This window comes from Pseudomonas sp. TSRC2-2, assembly GCF_049897785.1.
Taxonomy (GTDB): Bacteria; Pseudomonadota; Gammaproteobacteria; order Pseudomonadales; family Pseudomonadaceae; genus Aquipseudomonas.
Genome location: NZ_JAFCWZ010000011.1, coordinates 170760 through 187073, shown reverse-complemented (window position 1 = coordinate 187073; position 16314 = coordinate 170760). Strand labels below are relative to the sequence as shown.

The 16314-nt window shown below is 54.1% G+C and carries 11 protein-coding genes; all 11 read left to right on the top strand.

The features are described 5' to 3' along the window. Positions 1–142 precede the first annotated feature (142 nt). The 11 genes from rfbB (at position 143) to ACP7D9_RS22000 (ending at position 16307) form a co-directional block, all read left to right on the top strand. The gene (gene rfbB / locus ACP7D9_RS22050) at positions 143–1219 is read left to right on the top strand and encodes a dTDP-glucose 4,6-dehydratase (protein ID WP_312999882.1); all 1077 of its coding nucleotides are present in this window, start codon (positions 143–145) and stop codon (positions 1217–1219) included. Continuing rightward, positions 1216–2109, top strand: a complete 894-nt coding sequence (rfbD, locus tag ACP7D9_RS22045) for a dTDP-4-dehydrorhamnose reductase (protein ID WP_426159612.1) — start codon at positions 1216–1218, stop codon at positions 2107–2109. The genes rfbB and rfbD overlap by 4 nt, the downstream gene beginning before the upstream one ends. Further along, on the top strand, positions 2106–2996 hold the full coding sequence (rfbA, locus tag ACP7D9_RS22040) for a glucose-1-phosphate thymidylyltransferase RfbA (protein ID WP_101155403.1): 891 nt from the start codon (positions 2106–2108) through the stop codon (positions 2994–2996). Before rfbD ends, rfbA begins: the two co-directional genes overlap by 4 nt. A 51-nt stretch (positions 2997–3047) precedes the next feature. After that, entirely contained in the window at positions 3048–3971 is a 924-nt protein-coding gene (locus ACP7D9_RS22035; RefSeq protein ID WP_397479201.1) for a glycosyltransferase, read from the top strand. Beyond that, positions 3968–4930, top strand: a complete 963-nt coding sequence (locus ACP7D9_RS22030; RefSeq protein WP_426159611.1) for a UDP-glucose 4-epimerase family protein — start codon at positions 3968–3970, stop codon at positions 4928–4930. The genes ACP7D9_RS22035 and ACP7D9_RS22030 overlap by 4 nt, the downstream gene beginning before the upstream one ends. Next, complete coding sequence (locus ACP7D9_RS22025; protein ID WP_426159610.1) at positions 4927–5946, top strand: MraY family glycosyltransferase; 1020 nt, start codon at positions 4927–4929, stop codon at positions 5944–5946. The genes ACP7D9_RS22030 and ACP7D9_RS22025 overlap by 4 nt, the downstream gene beginning before the upstream one ends. 441 nt (positions 5947–6387) lie before the next feature. Continuing rightward, a complete protein-coding gene (locus ACP7D9_RS22020; protein WP_426159609.1) occupies positions 6388–7215 on the top strand; it encodes an ABC transporter permease in 828 nt (275 codons plus the stop codon). Continuing rightward, complete coding sequence (locus ACP7D9_RS22015) at positions 7205–8629, top strand: ABC transporter ATP-binding protein (protein WP_426159608.1); 1425 nt, start codon at positions 7205–7207, stop codon at positions 8627–8629. The genes ACP7D9_RS22020 and ACP7D9_RS22015 overlap by 11 nt, the downstream gene beginning before the upstream one ends. A gap of 2 nt (positions 8630–8631) precedes the next feature. Then, positions 8632–11235 (top strand): methyltransferase domain-containing protein, encoded by a 2604-nt coding sequence (locus tag ACP7D9_RS22010; RefSeq protein WP_426159607.1) that lies wholly within the window; start codon positions 8632–8634, stop codon positions 11233–11235. Next, positions 11232–15050 carry a glycosyltransferase gene (locus ACP7D9_RS22005; RefSeq protein ID WP_426159606.1) on the top strand — a complete coding sequence of 1273 codons (3819 nt, stop codon included), beginning with the start codon at positions 11232–11234 and terminating at the stop codon, positions 15048–15050. Before ACP7D9_RS22010 ends, ACP7D9_RS22005 begins: the two co-directional genes overlap by 4 nt. After that, entirely contained in the window at positions 15051–16307 is a 1257-nt protein-coding gene (locus tag ACP7D9_RS22000; RefSeq protein ID WP_426159605.1) for a hypothetical protein, read from the top strand. Positions 16308–16314 lie beyond the last annotated feature (7 nt).

Sequence of the window (16314 nt, the reverse complement as noted above, 5' to 3'; positions counted from 1 at the left end):
AATGCGTCCCTTGTTCGATCGTGCCTTAATGCATGTCGATTCAGACTGCTCTGACGGATGCCAAATGATAGTGGCCTCTGCATTCATGGATTAGACCGCGCTCGATCGCAGCGCTGTCCGCAGCTCAAGGGTATCGTTTCGCGTGAAAATTCTAGTTACCGGCGGCGCCGGCTTCATTGGCTCGGCAGTCATCCGTCACATCATCTCCAACACTGCCGATGCGGTCGTCAACGTCGATAAGTTGACTTACGCCGGCAACCTGGAGTCCCTGGCAGAAGTCAGCCAGAATTCGCGTTACGCCTTCGAGCGCGTCGATATTTGCGATCGTGATCAGATCGATCGCGTTCTGCGTGAACACCAACCGGATGCAATCATGCACCTGGCCGCTGAGTCCCACGTCGATCGTTCGATCTCCGGCCCGTCCGAGTTTATCCAGACCAACATCATCGGCACCTACACGTTGCTCGAAGCTGCACGCCATTATTGGGCTGCTCTGGACGACACCCGCAAAGCCAATTTCCGCTTCCACCACATCTCGACTGACGAAGTTTACGGAGACCTCGAAGGTCCGGAAGACCTCTTCACCGAAACCACACCTTACCAGCCAAGCTCGCCTTATTCGGCGAGCAAGGCAAGTTCGGATCACTTGGTTCGTGCCTGGGCGCGCACTTACGGCCTGCCGACACTGGTCACCAACTGCTCGAACAACTACGGCCCATGTCACTTCCCTGAGAAGCTGATCCCGCTGATTATCCTCAATGCACTGGAAGGCAAGCCGCTGCCGGTTTACGGCAAAGGCAACCAGGTTCGTGACTGGCTGTATGTCGAAGATCACGCGCGAGCGTTGTACAAAGTCGTGACCGAAGGTGTTATCGGTGAGACTTACAACATCGGCGGTCATAATGAAAAACAAAACATCGAAGTGGTGCATACCCTGTGTGCGTTGCTCGATGAGTTGCGTCCAGATTCTGCCCATCGCCCGCACGCCAGCCTTATTACCTATGTTCAGGATCGCCCTGGTCATGATGTGCGTTATGCAATCGACGCCAGCAAGATTCAGCGTGAGCTGGGTTGGACTCCGGAAGAGACTTTCGAGACTGGTATTCGGAAGACTGTCGAGTGGTATCTGAATAACACTGAGTGGGTTGAGCACGTGAAGAGCGGCAGCTACCAGCAGTGGATTGATCAGAACTATGCAGATCGTTCGAGCAAAGCATGAAGATCCTGCTTTTAGGAAAGAACGGCCAGGTGGGCTGGGAGCTGCAACGCTCCCTGGCTCCGCTTGGCGAACTGGTCGCTCTTGATCGTCACCTTGTTGATGGCCTCAGCGGTGATCTGTCGAATCTTGAATCCTTGTGTGCAACGATTCGTCAGGTAAGGCCTGACGTTATCGTCAATGCTGCCGCCTACACTGCGGTTGATAAAGCTGAGTCGGAAACCGAGTTGGCGGATCGCGTAAATGGCGTTGCGAGTGGCGTGATGGCGGAAGAAGCCGCATCGCTGGGCGCATGGCTGGTTCACTACTCAACGGATTATGTTTTTAGCGGCCAAGGCTTTACGGCATGGCAGGAGACAGACCCTGTTGCGCCGGTGAACCATTATGGCGCCAGCAAGCTCGCCGGCGAACAGGCAATCATCGCATCGGGTTGTAAGCATCTGATCTTCCGCACCAGCTGGGTATATGGTGCTCGCGGCAATAACTTTGCCAAGACCATGCTGCGCTTGGCCAAAGATCGCGAAACGTTGAGCGTGATTGCGGATCAGATCGGAGCGCCGACCGGGGCTGATCTGATTGCAGACGTAACGGCGTTGGCTATCCAGCAAGTTACCAAGCGACCGGAGTTAGCTGGCCTTTATCACTTGGCTGCTGCGGGCCAAGTGTCTTGGCATGGCTATGCCAGTCACGTCATTGACTTCGCAAAAGCCCAAGGCGAGGAGTTAGCGGTGACAACGGTTAATCCTATCGAAACTACTGCCTATCCGACACCTGCACGTCGCCCTCTGAACTCCCGCTTGAATACTCAGAAGCTGCGCGACAATTTCTCTCTACACTTGCCGGATTGGCAAAGTGGCGTAACCCGAATGCTTAGGGAAGTTCTAAACAAATGACCACGACAAATCGTAAAGGCATCATCCTCGCGGGTGGTTCGGGGACCCGATTGCATCCGCTGACGTTAGGCGTCTCCAAGCAGATGCTGCCGATCTACGACAAGCCGATGATCTTCTATCCCTTGTCCGTGTTGATGCTTGCGGGGATGCGTGAAATTCTGATCATCTCCACGCCGGAAGATTTACCTTGTTTTAGGAAGCTACTGGGCGACGGCAGTCTGTACGGCATAAAACTGACGTATGCTGAACAGCCGAGTCCTGATGGTCTGGCGCAAGCGTTTATAATTGGTGAAGAGTTCATTGGCAATGATCCGTGCTGCCTGATTCTGGGCGACAACATCTTTTATGGTCAGCACTTCTCGGATAACCTGCGAGCAGCAAGCAATCAGGCTGATGGGGCGACGGTTTTTGGTTACCACGTCTCCGATCCGGAGCGTTTTGGTGTTGTCGAGTTCGATGCGCAAGGGCGAGCCTTGAGCATCGAGGAAAAACCATTGAAGCCGAAGTCCAACTACGCCGTTACAGGGCTGTACTTCTACGACAACCAAGTAGTTGATATTGCCAAGAGTATAAAGCCCTCGGCCCGCGGCGAACTGGAAATCACCGACATCAACCAGGCTTACCTCGACAAGAAGATGCTTAGCGTCGAAATGTTGGGGCGTGGTTTTGCTTGGCTGGATACGGGGACCCATGACTCGCTTCTGGAGGCGAGTCACTTCGTGCATACCATTGAGCAGCGTCAGGGGTTGAAGGTGGCGTGCCTGGAAGAAATCGCCTTCCACACTGGCTGGATCACTGCGTCGCAGCTGGCTTCCCAGGCTGATGCGTTGAAAAAGACCGGATATGGGCAATATCTGAAGAAGCTGCTGGACTCATCTTCTCGCTGACTGGAAGAGAGACCCCTTCAAGATGAAGCGCTCAATTGCGGCAGGAACTGCATGTCAGTAAAACTTCCTCAAATTGCGGTTTTACTGGCGGCCTACAACGGTATGCATTGGATCGAAGAGCAATTGGCTTCCATCCTTGCTCAGACAGGCGTCGACCTCACTGTTTTTATCAGTGTGGATACTTCCGCAGATGGTACGCAAATCTGGTGCGAGCAATATGCGAGCGATCACGCGTCTGTGATCGTTTTACCGCCAGCGGGCACTTTTGGGGGGGCTGCTCGCAACTTTTTTCGCTTGGTTCGCGATGTCGAGCTGGAGCGCTTCGACTTCGTGGCGTTTGCTGATCAAGATGATATCTGGCATCCAGATAAGTTGATGCGTGCTACTTCTATCATCCGTAACTGCCACATTGATGCCTATTCCAGCAACGTCACGGCATTCTGGTCGAATGGCAGCACTCATCTATTGAACAAGGCTCAGCCGCAGGTCGAATGGGACTTCCTGTTCGAGGCTGCCGGGCCTGGATGTACTTACGTGATGAGCAAAAAAGTCATCGAAGCGCTCAAGTCGTCCATGCGTACCAATTGGCAGCAGCTGCAAAATGTCAGTCTGCACGATTGGTATTGCTATGCTTTTGCCCGCAGTCATGGTTTCAGCTGGTTTATCGATCCCGAGCCGTCCATGGAGTATCGCCAGCACGAGCGTAACCAGGTTGGTGCCAATAAGGGGCTTAACTCCCTGATATCTCGTTACAAAACGATTCATGACGGATGGTGGTTCAGTCAGGTTCAACTGATAGCTCGGCTCGTGGGGCGGGAAGCTGATCCATTTGTGCGGGGGTGGCTGGGATTGCGTCGCACACAAATGTTGCGTCTGTCATTTAGTGCCTGGCGTTGCCGCCGACGGCGGCGTGACAAGGTGTTTTTCTTCTGTATTTGCTGGGCAACAGCTCTCATAGGAACGAAGGTCAGATGACGCCCCTGAATGTTTTGGTGACTGGGGCCGGCGGATTTGTGGGCGAGGCGCTGGTTTTGCATTTATTGGTAGGCAAGCGCTTTTGTCCTGTGGCGGCAGCGCGTGGTGCTACTCGCTTACAGGGACTGTGCCGCGTGTTGCCCTTCGATCTGACTCGTAGCAACGTCTTGCCTGCTTTTGAAAATATCCAGGTTGTGGTTCATGCGGCGGCCAGGGTGCACGTCATGCGTGAGGATGTTGCTGATGCGCTGGCTGAGTTTCGCCACGTCAATGTGCAGGGAACGTTGAAGCTGGCCCAGCAGGCTGCGGAGTCGGGGGTCAAGCGCTTCATCTTCATCAGCTCAATCAAGGTGAATGGTGAGAGCACGCCGCCTGGGGGCGTTTTCAGGGCGGATGATCTTCCTTCTCCCATAGATCCCTACGGTATCTCCAAGTGCGAGGCCGAGGAGGCGTTGAAGCTGCTGGCGCGTGAAACGGGTATGGAGATCGTCGTCATTCGTCCACCGCTGGTGTACGGGCCGGGCGTAAAGGCCAACTTCATGAGTATGTTGGGGTGGCTGCGCAGGGGGATTCCGCTGCCCTTGGGGGCTGTGCGGAATCGGCGAAGTCTGGTGTCGATAGGTAATCTGATCAGTCTCATCGTCACTTGTATCGATCATCCGGCGGCAGCCAATCAGGTTTTTCTCGTCAGTGATGGGGAAGATCTGTCCACCACGCAGCTGTTGAATCGATTGTCCCGGGCGTTCGGGGGGAGGACCCGACTGATGCCCATCCCTGAATGGTTGCTCAGGCTTGCGGCTTCAATGTTCGGCATGCAGGCAGTTGCTCAGCGCTTGTGTGGGTCATTGCAGGTCGATATCGACAAAAATCGTGAGTTGTTGGGTTGGCTGCCCCCGGTCAGTGTAGATCGTGCGATGCGCCAAACTGTTAATCATTATCTGGATGCAAACACCCAATGAATGTGTGGTGGCTGTTGGCGGCAGTATTTATTCTCTCTTGGGGGCTGACCTTCGTTTTGCGCCGTTATGCGCTGGCCAAGAGTTTGATGGATATTCCCAACGAGCGTAGTTCTCACGCGGTTCCTACTCCTCGCGGAGGAGGAGTAGCAATTGTAGTTGCCTTTATTCTGGCTCTTCCCCCGCTTTACAGTTCAGGGTTGCTTGACCTCAATCTCTTTTGCGCTTTGCTTGGCTCTGGTCTGTTGGTGGCGCTTATTGGTTTTGCCGATGATCATGGGCATATCGCGGCCAGATGGCGTTTGTTGGGGCACTTCGTTGCGGCTGTCTGGGCTTTGTACTGGATGGGAGGCATAGCGCCTGTCTCCATGTTTGGCATGGAATTCCAGCTTGGCTGGGCAGGCAGTGTGCTGGCGGCGATTTATCTCGTATGGATGCTGAACTTATACAACTTCATGGATGGCATCGACGGGATTGCAAGTGCTCAGGCTGTTTTTGTCTGTCTGGCAGGTAGTCTTATTTCCCTGATAGCTGGAAATCAATCTGTTTTATGGGTGAGTTTGTTCTTGTCCGGCGCGGTGGCGGGTTTCCTGCTTTGGAACTTTCCACCTGCCCGCATCTTCATGGGGGATGCAGGAAGCGGATTCCTGGGTGTTGTCTTGGGGATTTTTTCGCTTTATGCCGCGTGGGGTAATTCTGCGTTGCTATGGAGTTGGCTTATCTTATTGGCCGTTTTTACGGTGGACTCAACTGTTACTTTGTTGAGGCGGCTGGTGCAAGGAGAAAAGATCTACCAGGCTCATCGTAGTCACGCTTATCAATATGCAGCCCGGCATTTTTCCAGCCATAAGGTTGTTACATTGGGTGTGACTTGTATAAATGTTTTCTGGGTATTTCCCGTGGCGGTTCTTGTCGTGAATGGCTACCTCGATGGCCTCACAGGTCTGGTTGCAGCCTATTTGCCATTGGTTTTTCTCGCTTTCCGATTTACTGCCGGGAAAACCGAATTACAGAAATGAATTCCTGCGGGGCTCGTCTGTGTCACGGAATAATGATTATGCCAAGTCGGCGACCACTGCCGTCCTGCCATTGTCCGGAGACGGCCAAACCTGTTAGGATTGACGACTATTTTGCTGCTGTGGATGGCCCCGTTTATCGGCGTTTTTGCACGAATATTCCCGGGTTCTCTTTTCTGCTCGCATCGCAAGGGCGTGCGGTGGAAACGTTTCGGCGAGGTTGATCCTGTTGCTCATGAGTCTTGTCGTTAAAGTTGTAGGATGTTCGATTTTGGTCAAGGAAGCTAATATCGGTCACATTTTATGTCCGGGGCCGGTTCCCATGCAGGGAATGGCTTCCAGGAGCCCCCCGATTTCGGTGTGTTTGCGTAGCGGTTGCTGCTGTTAACCTGCCTCGATGGTCGAAAGAAAAATGAAATTGACAGAAAACACAAAGGGCTACGCATGAACCCGCACGCTGTTCGCTCAACATCCCCCCTTACATTGTATCGGTCTATCCGTCAAAATCGCGGTTTGATATACAGCCTGATTAAAAGAGACATCGCCGGAAGATACAGTGGCTCGGTTCTGGGGCTGTTGTGGTCTTTCTTTAACCCTGTGCTTATGTTGGCTGTTTACACTTTTGTATTTAGTGTTGTATTCAAGGCTCGTTGGGTGGGTGGAAGTGATTCAAAAGCTGAGTTTGCACTTGTTTTGTTTGCAGGTCTGATGGTTTTTAACTTGTTTTCTGAGTGTATCAATCGCGCGCCAAGTTTGATTCTGTCGAATGTCAACTATGTAAAAAAAGTAATATTTCCATTGGAAATATTGCCCATTGTTACACTCGGGTCTGCACTTTTTCACCTGATGGTGAACTTTGTGGTTTGGCTGGTTTTCTATGTGATCTTCTACGGCGTGCCTCATCTGGGTGTGCTGTTCTTCCCGCTGATACTTTTACCGCTGGCCCTTTTGACGCTCGGGGTCACTTGGTTCGTGGCTTCCCTGGGGGTATACCTGCGTGATGTGGCGCAGGTGATCAGTACCCTTGTTCCCGTCCTGATGTTTCTGTCGCCGGTTTTTTATCCGCTGAAAAGCCTGCCTGAGCGATTCCAGGCAGTGGTGCAAGTCAGCCCCATCACTGTCGCGGTAGAGCAAACACGAGGCCTCATGTATTGGGGAGAGTCTATGGACTGGCGGGTTTGGGGGCTTTATCTGTTGATCTCCTGCGCAATTGCATGGTTTGGTTTTGTTTGGTTCCAGAAGACACGAAAGGGGTTTGCAGATGTCCTCTGATGAGTACTCGATCCGCGTAAATGGTCTTGGTAAATGCTACGAGATTTATGCGACGCCGCGTGACCGCTTAAAGCAGTTCATTATTCCTCCGATTCAACGGTTGGCAGGATGTAAGCCGTCATCGTTTTGCCGCGAGTACTGGGCTCTGGAGAACATTTCGTTCGATATTCGCAAAGGCGAGGCTTTTGGTATTGTCGGTCGCAACGGCAGCGGGAAAAGCACGCTTCTCCAGTTGATCACAGGAACCATCGCGCCGACGGTAGGTACTGTTGAAACCCGTGGCCGAGTCGCCGCACTTCTTGAGCTGGGATCGGGCTTCAACCCCGAGTTCACCGGCCGTGACAATGTCTATCTGAATGCGATGCTGCTCGGTATGACCCATGATGAGGTCGACGAGCGCTTTGACAAGATTGCCGCCTTTGCCGATATCGGCGACTACCTCGATCAGCCGGTCAAGACCTACTCCAGCGGGATGCTGGTGCGTTTGGCGTTCGCAGTACAGGTTCAAATCGAGCCAGACATTCTGATCGTCGACGAGGCGTTGGCTGTGGGTGATGCGCTGTTTCAGAAACGCTGCTTCGGCCGGATCGAAAAGCTGCTTTCTGATGGCGTGACCCTGTTGTTTGTCTCCCATGATCAGGAGTCGGTTCGAACGCTGACCAATCGGGCGATCCTGCTCAAGGGTGGCCGAGAGGTTTCGATGGGGTCTGCCTCCCAGGTCCTGCTCGATTACCGCAAGCTGCTGCATCAGGAAGAGTCGGATTATTTCTCCAAGCTGATGCAGCCTGCTGCAGACAAGGCTCCCGCTCCGGCTTCGGCTCCTCAGTCCGCTGACTCTGACGCTTCCAGCGAAGGAGCCACCGTACCTGAGTCGAGCGAAGTCTCGGAACAAAGCCAGGCGCCTGCCGTCTCGGGACGCGCTGATCAGATGTCTTTCGGTGATGGTGGTGTTGAAGTGTTGTCCGTCGGTACGTTTGGTGTTGATGACGAACCATGCGCGGTTTTTTATCCGGGCGACGTCATTCGCATCCGGGTCAATTGTGTTTCACACATTGATACCGACAGCATCAACGTCGGTGTGCGTATCCGAAGTCGTGAAGGGATAAAAATATATTCTTGGGGCACCTTGAACCAGGATATGCAGATTCTGGCCGGACTGCGTGAAGGCGAACTGTTCTGGAAGCGCCAGCTCAAGGCCGGAGAACAATTCCATGTCTGGCTGGAATGCGACTGCTCCCTGGGTTCGAATCTCTATGAGATTCAGGCATCCATTTCCTATGAAGGCAAGCCTGACTATACCGCCCAAAGAATTTTGCACTGGAAAGATGAAGCAGCATTTTTCCAGACACTGGTGCGGCAGGATGAATACTTTTTCGGTGGAATAGCCGACTTACATATGGCTGCCAGGTGGTAACGATGAGTCCAATCAATTCGATTGATTACAGCTTGCTCAACAACGATTACTGGAAAGCTGTCATTGCATCGGGTGAGAGCAATGGCGATTTTCGCGAGACATCCAGATGGGTCGCCAAAACCTGCGGTACCGGCTCGGTGCTGGATATCGGCTGCGGTCTGGGCGGACTGGTTTCAGAACTCCTGTCGTTGGGCATCAATGCAGTAGGGGTGGACGTTTCGTCCCTTGCCGTGGAAGCTGCCAACAAACGCTTTCCTGGTCGTTTCAGCCGAGGCTCCGCGGTATCGTTGCCCTTTGCTGACGGCCAGTTTGACACCGTCGTCTCCACTAACTGTCTGGAACATCTTGATCCTGAAGATGTGCCGCAAGCCTTGCGCGAGATGTACCGCGTATCAGCCCGGTACGTTTTTCTGCAGATAACGACATCTGCTGAAGCGGGCGAGCCTTCGCTATTGACGACGGCCAAGCGTGACTGGTGGGAAGCCCAGTGTTTCGAGGCCGGCTTTCGAAAGCATGAGTTGTACTACCAGATCAATCCTTATGAAGCATTGAACGAAGACGGACGGCAGATATTCGTATTGCTGGAGAAGGTGCCTGTCGAGGCGTTGCGCCACTACGATTTGTCGGTTCTGGTTGAAGAGCGGCTGCTCCATACGGACATGCTGCGTGAAGTCGGGCGACGCGGTGACGCGCACTGTATTCGGTATCAGAAGGCCGCCGAGTTCGTGCGCCCGGGCGATCGTGTGCTGGATGTTGCGTGCGGCCTTGGTTACGGCAGTTACATGTTGTACGCGGCTTCGCAGGCCCAATCGGTATTAGGCGTTGACCTGAGTGATTTTGGTATCGCTTATGCGAATGCCCATTACGGTCGCCCTGGCAAGGTCGAGTTCGAGGTTGGTGACGCTCAGGCGCTCAGTTCGATTGCAGACAATAGCATCGACTTCATTGCCGCATTCGAAACCATCGAGCATGTTCCCGAGCCAATGGAATATCTGCTCCAGTTGAAGCGCGTGCTCAAGCCGGGTGGTCGCGTGATGGTCTGCGCACCGAATAACTGGGCGGACGAAACCGGTAAAGATCCTAACCCGCACCATTTGCATGTTTATACCTGGGATCGGCTGGTAGAGGAGTGCGGTACGCATTTCCTTCTGGAGCAAGGCATGTTGCAAACGGCGGGTGGCGCCATGAAGTGCCACCACTCACCGCGTAAGTGGGAGACTGTGCCGGTCGATCGCACTCCGGAACAGGAAGCGGAGTGGGTCCTGCTGCTAGGTATGGCCGATCCGCTTGAAGGGGTGTCGGTGCCGTACGAGGAAACTCAATGGCAACTGCCGGACTCGCCAGAGTTCTCGGTCAGTGCATTTGCCCGCGACTACCAGAATCCGTGGCTGATACGGGGAATGGTTGCTCAGGGCCAGCGCGCGCGTTCGGCGTCTTTGTTGCAGTCGATGCAGGATCGGGTGTTGGCCACGGCTGCCCCTGATTCGGTTGATTACGGTGCAGCGCTGTGCGGAAAGGTCTATATCCAGTCCCAAGCGGTTGATCTGCCCATCGAGCGCTACCAGGCGCTTTTGGCCGAAATTCGACGCTTCGCTGCGATTGCCAATCCGTCGCCACACCAATTGCGTTGGCAGGTCTCCTTGCTATTTGCCGGCGGTGAGCTTGCGCGGATCCACGGTCGTTTCGAGGATGCGATCGAGTGCTTCACGGCTTGTGCCGGCATTGATGTACTCGCTTACAGCCCATTGCTGGGCAACAAAATCGTCGATGCATTGCACTGGTTGTCGGATTTTGCCGTCGCAAGCGGCGATGAGCTCGCGGCACGAGCCTATCTGGTTCGCGCGGTAGCCGAGGTGCAACGTCTAGTCAGCGGCACCTGGCTGAATATCAGTGGTGATCCGCGGTCGCCGCTGCCCTTTGGTTTGGCTGAAGCGGCTCAATTATTGGACAAGGCGTCGCGAGCGGCTTACAGGCTGTCCGTTTTGGACAGTGTTGCGCTACGCCCTGGCATGGTTTACCAGGAATCCAGCGGCTTTTTTGAGCGCCAGCTAGCTGAGCGTGATCAGAAGCTGGACGATGTCGGCGACTCCGTTAATAGCCTCCTTGCTGCGTTGGAGGAGAAAGATGCCGCGTGCAGGGTGCTGGTTGAGCAGGTCAACACGTTGGAAAGCCGAACTCACGAGCTGGCCAGGCAAGTTGTCGCACAAGACAAACACGCCCAGAGTCTTGCTCAGGAAGTGATGAGGCTGGACGCGCATGCTCAGAGTCTAGCTCTGGAGGTCATCAAGCAGGACGCCCATGCCCAGAGCCTTGCTCAGGAAGTGATGCAGCAAGATGCCAGTGCCCAAAGTCTTGCTCAGGAAGTGAGAAAGCTAGATGCCCACGCCCAGATGCTTGCAGAAGAAGTTGTCAAAAGAGATGCAGAAATAGTTCATCTGCTGACTGAGGCCAATGTAGATGAGGGACCAATTTCGCGGGATCTTCTGCAGGAAATTACGAAAAGAGATATCGAGATCAATCGTCTGCTGAGGCTGAGCAGCCAAGGTTCGTTGCGGTCGTTATGGAAGAGAGTCCTGCGTGGGACTGTTCGGAGAGTAGGGAAATGAGTAACAAAGTCACGAAAACCGGGATTGTCATTGTTTCCTACAATGCCTCCGAGGCAGTCAGGATCACGTTGGCGAGCATGCGACGCGCCTATAACGAATCCGCCTACAAAGTATTACTGGTCGATAACGCTTCGGAGTCTGGCGAGCGAGACAAGATTCGCGAAGCGATGACCCATCACATTGCAGAAGTAGGCCCCTCGTGGCGCTATGTCGAGCAAGATACCAATCTGGGCTTTTCCGGCGGGAACAACGTCGGTATTTCCGAGTTTCTTGCCGACGAAGAAATTACTCATATCTGTTTGCTCAACAGCGACGTCATCGTTACGGATTTCTGGCTGGACAATCTGCTGGCAAGCGGTTCGGACCTTATCAGTGCGGTCACTAACAAGGCTGACGGCGAACAATGTGTTCCTGTCGACTATCAGTTGGAGTTTGCTGAGTGTTTAGATCATCGCACAGAGGCTCTGCACGATAAGGTATATCAGCGCGTTTCCAATTTTGCCGAGCGCTGGAATGCAGCCTGGAAAGGCAATCTGGTTGAAACGGACGTAACGTTCTTTTGCGTTCTGGTGTCCAAGGCCGCCTTTGAAAAAATCGGTCTGCTTGACGATACGTTCTTCCCGGGCGGATTTGAAGATGACGATTATTGCCTGCGCGCCCGGAACGCCGGCTACGAAATTCATTTGGCCCGAGATGTGTTTATCCACCACTGGGGATCGGCATCTTTCGGCCAGTTGCAATATGAGTATTTCAGCGAGAGAGCACAGCGCAACAAGGCATACCTCGAGCAGAAACACGGTATAACCTGGCGCCGCCGACCGGAGAAACCGATTGTCTCTTTTGCAATGGACGTCGAATTCGCGCTGTCGCATCAAGAGCTGCTTTCTCTGCAGGCTCCTTTTCTTGAGCTGTATGTAGACAGTCTTGGCAAACAGATCAGCTACTTTGAGTCAGAATTCAGCAAACTGACCGAGGCGTTGGCCGCTCAGGGGCGTGTTGTGCCTGAGACGCTCCTGAAGGCCGTGTCTTCTGCACGTTCCTATGGGGATTTGATCTCGCTCTGGGATAAAGTCGTCGCACGTATACAGCGTGCATTGACGGGTGGGGTCGTCGACGCCGACGAGGCTGTGGCACTCAAATCGGACTTGGGTACGATCACGAGCGGTGTCTACGAACGGGTTGATTGCAACTTCGCTATTCACACGTTCATCACTTCCCCTGCCGAGGACGGTACCAGCGGTGTCGACATCCCGCCGCCTGCTACTTCTGCAGCATTTTCTGCGCGCCCGGAAACACGGCTGGCCAGATTGCTGTGGTTCGTACGCCGCAGTTTGGACTTTATACTGAAATTCGATGGCATCGTTTTCTTCGGAGGGTACTTCTACCCTGAGCGTCAAAGCGACGGTTATTTCCAGCGTATCCAGATTGTCGATCGTATGTTTGCCGATCGGTGGCGCGTCTATGTCGAAAGTGACGAGCTGAAAGGGCGCAACATCTGGTTTGATCGGCCTGAACCGAATGTGCTGGTCCTGCGTATCAACGGGTCCAAGAAGCGCAGAATGCTGGTGCGCATGTTGGCCTTGATGGCTGTTTTACGTTGTCGGAAGATTTATTTCCACAGCGTATTGCGCATGTACGACAACCGCTTTGGCCAACTTCTGCATCTGCCATTCATTCGCAAGGCTGTGGATATTCACGGTGTTGTGCCTGAAGAGTTCCGCATGCACAACGATTTCTTCAGTGCCGTTCTTTATGAGAAGGAAGAGCGACTTGCTGTGCAGAAGGCGGGTATCGTCATCGTTGTAACTGAAGCGATGAAGAACTATCTCCAGCAGAAGTTTCGCGGGGCGCTGAAAGCTCGTTCGGTTTCTTTCCCGATCTTCCCTCGCTTTACTCCGACACACGCGACCCGTCCGCTCATCGATGGCAAGCCGGTTGTGGTTTACGCGGGTGGCCTGCACAAGTGGCAGCAGGTTCCGAAGATGATTGATGCAATCATCCGCACTGCCGACCAATGCAATCATCGGTTTTACTGCCCAGAACCTCAGATCGTCAAAGACATGCTGCCGGCAGAGCTGCTGGGGTCTGTGATCGTGGAGGGCAAAACCCATGCTGAACTGATGACGCTTTATCCGCAATGTCACTACGGTTTTATTCTTCGGGAAGACATCATCGTCAACCGCGCGGCCTGCCCGACGAAGCTTGTTGAATATCTTGCAATGGGTATCGTGCCGATCGTCGACTGCGAAGATATCGGCGATTTCAAGGCGCTCGGTATGCGCTACATCACCCTGGAATATTTCCTCGCCGGAAACTTGCCTGATGAAGCACAGCGTGTGGCGTTGGCAGAAGCCAACCTATCTGTTTACGATCGATTGAAGGAAGTGCGCCAGACCGGTGCTGATGAAATCTTTAGCTATTTCACTCCACCGGTCAGTAACACGCGCAAGTTGAATATTGGAACGTTGAATGTGCGCCAGTTCGTTGCCGACATTGCGCGCCGCGTGCTGCCAGCAGGCACCCTTCGGGGGCGTGCCGCACGCAAGGGGTGGCGCGTTTTGCGTCCAATGCTGGGAAAGTCCCAACCGCTGGTCCAGACAGTAGACGTTAATCGTGCGTACGACGTTGCGCATGAGACGCTGCCAACCTGCGACGTCCTGGTTCAAGTTGATAACTTTGAGGCTGGCGGACTGGAAAATGTTGTACTTGATTTGAACGAGACAATGATCAAGGCCGGACTGCGTGTTGTGCTGCTCGTTCAGGGCACACAGGGCGCTGCGGTCCAGCGGGCTCGTGATATGGGGCAGGTGGTGGTGTGTTGCCCTTACTCAGCGCAATCCCACAGTGAGTTGATCGATCAGCTGCAACCCAAACTTGTTTTGGCTCATTACTCTTTTAGCGGTACGGATGTCTATCGCGAAAAAGGCATCGGTTTTGTGCAGGTCATCCACAATATCTACATGTGGTTCAACGATCAGCAGCGTCAGGAGTTCGCTTCGGTAGCGCAGAAGACCCGTGCCTTTGTGGCGGTATCGCAGCAAGTGAAGGACTACAGCGTTTCGCGTCTGGGCGTGCCCGCACAGAGCTGCGTGGTCATTCCTAACGGCATTGACTTCAAGCCATTCGAAGAACTCAATCGGGACGCCCCCCGTGCTCGCTTGCGTGCACAGTATGGTATTACTGACGATGAATTTGCATTCATCGACGTTGGGTCGATCAACCACCAGAAAAATCATCTGGGTGCGATCAAGGCCTTCGAGATCGCGACACATTCGAGTGACAAGCTCCGCCTGCTCATCCTGGGGCCGGTTTACGAACCACAGTTGCTCGCCGAGATGGTCGCTTATATCGAGGCGCATGGTTTGCACAATCGCGTGACATATGTCGGTACGACGGACAATATTCCTGAGTACTTGGCCATGGCTGATGCTTTTGTCTCAGCAACCTTTTTCGAAGGGGGGCCACTGACTTTGCTTGAGGCGATCAAGGCGGATATCCCGGTTGCCATGTCCAGCGTTGGCTGTGCGTCGCACTTTGCAAAGCATGCTGGTATTGAGCTTGTCGATCCTGTTTATGACATGACGCGATTCACCGGAAGCGTTACCGAGATGCGTTCCAGCGCGCAGTTTGAACAGCGTCTGGCCGATGCCATGTTGCGTGTGTTGAACAATGGCGCTCGTCCGCAACTGTCGGGAGCAGAGCTTGGCGCACTTGACAAAGAGCGCACCTATCAAAGTTATGTGAACCTGGTCCAGCGACTGATCGGTGATCAAACACTCCAAGTGACTGAATCTCTCGCGGTGAAGCTCGGTTAAATGGCCAATCGTTCCCGAATTTCAGTGCACTCACTGGCTCGCCGTTGTTTCTGGTTGTTGCCGGCTACCCTGCGTAACCGGCTGCATGGTGCCCGGCATGCGATTGTTCGCTGGCTGCGCAGCCGTAGCGTTCGCACGTCGATCCGAGCCGGAGATCTGACGGGCGCCGAGTTTCAGAGCCAGGTGCTGAGCGCGGCCAGTGATCGTCTTATTATCATTTTCGAAGCGAATGTCGATTGGGGGATAACGCTTTTTCAGCGTCCTCATCACATGGCAATGGCAATGGGACGTCTCAACTGTCTGGTGGTTTTTCGGACCATGGGTGATGACGTCCTCGGTTTCAGGCAAGTGGCCGAGAATGTATGGATCGCAAATGATGCGGGCGTGAATGCCATTCCCGATGCGGTGCGCTGCTTTTACAGCACATCGCTTTTGGCCACGCGTGAGGCGATGGCGGCTGCGCGTACTCGGGGTCGGGTGGTCTACGAGTACATCGACCATATAGACGCCTCGATTTCCGGTGGCAAGGGCGCTATCCGTCGACTGCTTGACCTGAAAGCTGCAGCATTTGAAGGGGAGGCCGATGTCATCGTGTCCTCGGCTACGGCACTCCACAAGGAGGCGCTGGCGGAGTGCGGGGACAAACGTTGTGTGTGCGTCCCCAACGGCGTAGATGTGGCGCATTATCGTGCTGCACAACAAGACGTCTCTGTCCCCCCGGCACTCACCCAATTCAGAGGCCGTTACAAGCACATCGTCGGCTACTTCGGGGCCATTGCCCCTTGGCTCTGGTATGAAGTAGTGGAGCAGGTGTGCGCGGACATGCCGGATGTGGGGTTCGTGTTTATCGGACCAGACTACAGCGGTTGCGTCCCGTTGTTACCGCAGCGCGCGAATGTGCTTTATCTTGGCCCGGTCAACTATGCCGAGCTACCTGCGTCCGCCCGCTTGTTTGACGCCTGCTTCATTCCGTTCAAGCCTGGCGATGTCGCGCGCTCTACATCTCCTCTGAAGCTTTATGAGTACTTTGCGCTTGAGAAGCCGGTTGTCGTGACTGCCGATATGAACGAGTGCACGGTTTATCCAGAGGTTTTCTCCGGTGGCGACGCCGCCGGGCTCACCGTGGCGATCCGCCAAGCCCTTAACGTCTGCAACGATCAGGCATATCGTGAGCGGCTACGTACCTTGGCTGATCAGAACAGTTGGGACGTCAGAGCGGCTGTCTATGCAGACAAGCTCCAAAGTCTCGAAAGCTAATAACTGA

What these genes read in the sequence shown, in the direction of transcription:
- rfbD (WP_426159612.1), top strand. Translation starts at nt 1,216, where the DNA reads ATGAAGATCCTGCTTTTAGGAAAGAACGGCCAGGTGGGCTGGGAGCTG.
- rfbA (WP_101155403.1), top strand. Translation starts at nt 2,106, where the DNA reads ATGACCACGACAAATCGTAAAGGCATCATCCTCGCGGGTGGTTCGGGG.
- ACP7D9_RS22035 (WP_397479201.1), top strand. Translation starts at nt 3,048, where the DNA reads ATGTCAGTAAAACTTCCTCAAATTGCGGTTTTACTGGCGGCCTACAAC.
- ACP7D9_RS22030 (WP_426159611.1), top strand. Translation starts at nt 3,968, where the DNA reads ATGACGCCCCTGAATGTTTTGGTGACTGGGGCCGGCGGATTTGTGGGC.
- ACP7D9_RS22025 (WP_426159610.1), top strand. Translation starts at nt 4,927, where the DNA reads ATGAATGTGTGGTGGCTGTTGGCGGCAGTATTTATTCTCTCTTGGGGG.
- ACP7D9_RS22020 (WP_426159609.1), top strand. Translation starts at nt 6,388, where the DNA reads ATGAACCCGCACGCTGTTCGCTCAACATCCCCCCTTACATTGTATCGG.
- ACP7D9_RS22015 (WP_426159608.1), top strand. Translation starts at nt 7,205, where the DNA reads ATGTCCTCTGATGAGTACTCGATCCGCGTAAATGGTCTTGGTAAATGC.
- ACP7D9_RS22010 (WP_426159607.1), top strand. Translation starts at nt 8,632, where the DNA reads ATGAGTCCAATCAATTCGATTGATTACAGCTTGCTCAACAACGATTAC.
- ACP7D9_RS22005 (WP_426159606.1), top strand. Translation starts at nt 11,232, where the DNA reads ATGAGTAACAAAGTCACGAAAACCGGGATTGTCATTGTTTCCTACAAT.
- ACP7D9_RS22000 (WP_426159605.1), top strand. Translation starts at nt 15,051, where the DNA reads ATGGCCAATCGTTCCCGAATTTCAGTGCACTCACTGGCTCGCCGTTGT.